This is a genomic window from Psychrobacter sp. (assembly GCF_035469765.1).
Classification (GTDB): Bacteria; Pseudomonadota; Gammaproteobacteria; order Pseudomonadales; family Moraxellaceae; genus Psychrobacter.
Genome location: NZ_DATIRM010000307.1, coordinates 1 through 4,440, shown reverse-complemented (window position 1 = coordinate 4,440; position 4,440 = coordinate 1). Strand labels below are relative to the sequence as shown.

Annotated in this window: 3 protein-coding genes; 1 reads left to right on the top strand and 2 read right to left on the bottom strand. The window is 45.2% G+C overall.

The genetic code is table 11. From position 1 onward, the window contains the following. Both VLN09_RS08670 and acs read right to left on the bottom strand, forming a co-directional pair. A partial coding sequence (locus tag VLN09_RS08670) for an NAD(P)-binding protein (RefSeq protein ID WP_325245632.1) occupies positions 1-414 on the bottom strand: 414 nt, incomplete at its 3' end. Between the two features lie 235 nt (positions 415-649). Beyond that, positions 650-2,611 (bottom strand): acetate--CoA ligase, encoded by a 1,962-nt coding sequence (gene acs, locus VLN09_RS08665; RefSeq protein ID WP_325245630.1) that lies wholly within the window; start codon positions 2,609-2,611, stop codon positions 650-652. Between the two features lie 386 nt (positions 2,612-2,997). On the opposite strand from acs, the gene VLN09_RS08660 reads away from it, so the two are divergent. Continuing rightward, positions 2,998-4,299, top strand: a complete 1,302-nt coding sequence (locus VLN09_RS08660; RefSeq protein ID WP_325245628.1) for an NAD(P)/FAD-dependent oxidoreductase — start codon at positions 2,998-3,000, stop codon at positions 4,297-4,299. The last annotated feature ends 141 nt before the right edge of the window (positions 4,300-4,440 follow it).

The following is a 4,440-nucleotide window of genomic DNA, read 5'->3' as shown; positions in this document are numbered from 1 at the left end:
GGTACTGCTCCATTGCTCTTTTATTTGGATATCAGCATTCTGAGCGGCATCGTGAGAGGGTATTAAGTCCACTACATTGGCACACCACGGCTGCAATAAATCACTCTGTATCCAAGGCTTGATAAACTGCTGGAAATCAGTACTTTTTGCAGTGAAAAACTGCGCACCAAATGCCCATTGCCAGTTTTTATGCGTTGCGCTGTCCGTGCGATAGCGGGTTGCTAAACGACCAACGCTACGGGATTTCTCAAAAATAACAATGTTTGGTACGATCGACTGGTTTTTGACATTAGAATTATCTTCAGTAAATGCGCGCTCCAATAAAGTAGCCGTAAATAAACCGGTCAAACCCCCGCCAATAATCGCAATTTTCGGCATTGATTGTTCAGTAGTATGCAAAGCAGAATCAGTCATGATGACAATAAACCTTGTAAAGTATTTGGCAAAATAATAAGAAATCAGATGAAATCAGATGAAATCAGATGATTATTCTAAAAAACATTGAACTTCTAAAGCCTACTAATATCAATGATATCTCGGTAAAAAGCCATGCTACTTTTATAGCATGGCTTTTACCTTTTATACCTAAGCTTCTAATAATTTTAAACGTATAGCATGTTTAAAGTGCATTTATATTGAACTAGCGATGCTACTTTGCACGTTCTGTCTTGACCACTTCGACCAGCTCATTGATGACTGAGCTGTCAGCAAGGGTAGATAAATCACCCAGTCCAACATACTGCCCTGCCGCCAGACTACGCAAAATACGGCGCATGATTTTACCGGAGCGAGTTTTGGGTAGTACATTGACCATATAGATGGCATCTAGATTGGCAATCGGACCAATCTCAGAGCGTACGTGACGGTTTAACTCCGATTTTAGTGATTCAGTTGCCGTTTCACTCGACTTTAAGATAACAAAAGCGCAAATTCCCATGCCACGTACGTCGTGCGGCATTCCTACAACAGCTGCCTCTGCCGTCGCTGGGTGTGCAACGATCGAGCTTTCAATCTCTGCCGTGCCCAGTCTATGTCCTGACACATTGAGCACATCGTCGACACGACCGGTAATCCAATAGTGACCATCTTCATCACGCTGTACCCCATCACCCGTAAAATAATAGCCGGGATACTCGGTAAAGTAAGTCGCTAAAAACCGCGCATGGTCTTGATAAAGGGTACGCATCTGACCGGGCCAGCTACTATTAATCACCAAATTACCCTCAGCTACCCCTTCAAGCGCAACGCCATCGGTATCAATGACTTCAGGGACGATACCATATAGAGGATTCATCGCCGCGCCCGGCTTCATTTCTACCGTCCCCGGTATTGGCGCGAGCATAATACCGCCAGTTTCTGTCTGCCACCAAGTATCGACAACCGGACACTTGCTGCCACCGACGACATGATAGTACCAGTCCCATGCTTCAGGATTAATTGGCTCACCAACCGTCCCAAGTAAGCGCAAACTTGAGCGATCCGATTCACGTACAAAGGTATCTCCCTCTTTCATCATGGCTCTGATAGCGGTCGGTGCAGTATATAAAACGGTAATTTGGTGTTTATCGATAATATGCCCAATGCGCGCCCATGTCGGATACTCTGGCACGCCCTCAAACATCACTGTCGTGGTGCCATTAGCAAGCGGTGCATAAGTGGCGTAGGTATGACCCGTCACCCAACCGACGTCTGCGGTACACCAGTACACGTCATCATCTTTGATATCAAAAACATCACGAAACGTGGACAGCGCATAAGTGATATAACCGCCTGTGGTGTGCAACACGCCTTTGGGCTTGCCTGTTGAACCAGAGGTATATAATAAAAACAGCGGGTCTTCTGCATTCATGACTTCAGGTTCGCAGTGCTGCGATTCACCATCGACCAAACTGTGATACCAGATATCACGGCGACCACTCATCGGCACAGAATTTCCTGTACGATGGACGACGATGACATTGCTGACGCTGTCTGTGCCATCCATATCTAGAGCACGATCGACATTGGCTTTTAGCGGTGTACGCTTGTTACCACGGATACCTTCATCAGCGGTAATGACAAGTTTGGACTGACTGTCAATGATACGATTACCCAAGCTCTCTGCAGAAAAACCGCCAAAGACCACCGAATGCACGGCGCCAATACGCGTACACGCCAGCATGGCCACCACCGCTTCTGGTATCATCGGCATATATAAGGTGACACGGTCGCCCTTTTTGACCCCAAGCTTACGCATGGCATTACCTAAGCGACAAACGGCTTCATGCAGTTCTTTAAATGAGATTATTTTATGCAAGGAAGGATGATCCCCTTCCCAAATGATGGCAGGTTTGTAAGGGTTGTTTTTGACGTGGCGATCAAGACAGTTGACTGAAATATTCAGCTCACCATCCTCAAACCACTTAATATGAAAGTTTTTTAAGTCGTAGCTGACGTCGCTGATTTTGGTGGGCTTTTTTATCCAATCAATCAACTCGGCACGTTTTGCCCAAAAGGCATCGGTTGCCTCAGGTGACGCGACCGATTGCTTATATTGTTCAGCATACTGCTCGGCGGTGATATTGGCTGCGGCGAGGAATTCAGGCGCAATGGGAAATGATTTTTGAGTCATGAGCTTCATCCTTTTTTAATTATTATGACCGGTAGCAAACATCGCTGATAGCGAGGAGTGGCACAGGCAATAAGGGTCATCTTCCATAATGGTGACACTCAAAGACAGTTTGACAAATATGCCGAATGGTTGCAAGGCATCAACCACTAATCACAACAATTGTATAGCACGCTAGTATGTTTAAGATTGCAGATTCTATGGCTGGTATTTTTTACCGCTATTTTTTTAAATGCAGTTGCAACAATGCTATTTAATCCTTGTAACCTGTTATAAAACATGGACAATAGCAACCTGATATCAAGCGCTACCATTTATATCGCCATTCTTTATATGACAACAGGCTCTATGAGCCTTATTTGCTCTTTTAAAATCAGGAACTACCGACCATGGACAATCACCGCACTGCCTCACAATACTCGCATTATGATGTCATCATCATTGGTGCTGGTGCGTCAGGGTTATATTGCGCATTAACCGCCGGTCGCCGTGGTCGACGCGTATTGGTACTTGACCACGCCAATAAAGCCGGCAAAAAAATTCTCATGTCTGGCGGTGGACGCTGTAACTTTACCAATTATTTTGTTGAGCCTGAGCATTTTATCGGTAGCAACCCGCATTTTTGCAAATCAGCGCTTAGCCGGTATCCGAGTTGGGAGTTTATCGCTATGGTTGAGCAGCATAAAATACCCTATCATGAGCGCGAGCATGGTCAGCTATTCTGTGATGATTCAGCGCAAGATATCTTGACGATGCTGCTTAATGAATGTGCGGCGGTCGGTGTACAAGTTCGGCTTAATACCCAAATCGACAGCGTGCAAGCACTCGAAAATGATAAAAAGGCACGCTTCCAATTATTAACCAGTAAAGCACTGAGCAAAAAAGACAAACAAGAGCAAAAAGATTCGCCAAATCAAACCAAGCCTGTGCAAACAGGCTTTCGCTGTGAGTCACTGGTGGTGGCAACGGGCGGACTGTCCATTCCAACCATGGGTGCGAGCGGTTTAGGCTATGAGTTGGCACAGCAATTTGGTCATAGCCTGATAACGACTGACGCCAGTTTAGTACCTTTTACCTTTACCGATAAAACTGGCGAGTTGATTCGTACGCTTGCTGGTATTAGTATCCCTGTGATTGCCAGTAATGATCGTATCTCATTTAAATTACCACTACTATTTACCCATCGCGGACTCTCTGGTCCTGCCATGCTGCAACTGTCCAACTACTGGCATACAGGCGAAACCATCAGTATCAATCTGCTCCCCGATATTGATATGAACGAGCTATTGCTTGCACATAAAAAATCACACCCAAGACAGCTTATCCGTACGGTATTGGCTGATTATACGGATAATGCATTACCCAAAAAATTGCTTGCGGCTCTACAAACGACTCTGTGGGATGACATTAAAGACAAAGAGCTTGCCAATATTAAAGATGAGCGTTTAATTGAACTTGGTGAAACACTTAATGGTTGGCAGCTAAAACCTTCTGGTACCGAAGGCTATCGTACCGCTGAAGTTACGCGCGGCGGCATCAAGACGGATGAAGTATCCTCAAAGACCTTACAAAGTAACTATCAAGATGGGCTGTATTTTATTGGTGAAGTGTTGGATGTGACAGGCTGGCTTGGTGGTTATAACTTCCAATGGGCGTGGGCAAGTGGCTTTGTTTGCGGTGAGGTTGTCTGATACCAACTGGTTTTTCTAATATCTAAACGCCACTTATAGTTGAAATACTTTAAAGTCGCTACAGTATTGCTGGTGTAAATTTTTTGCAGCCTCTGTCTGCGTAGGCACAGCAAGCAAGAAAAATTTGCACTAGCAGTACGT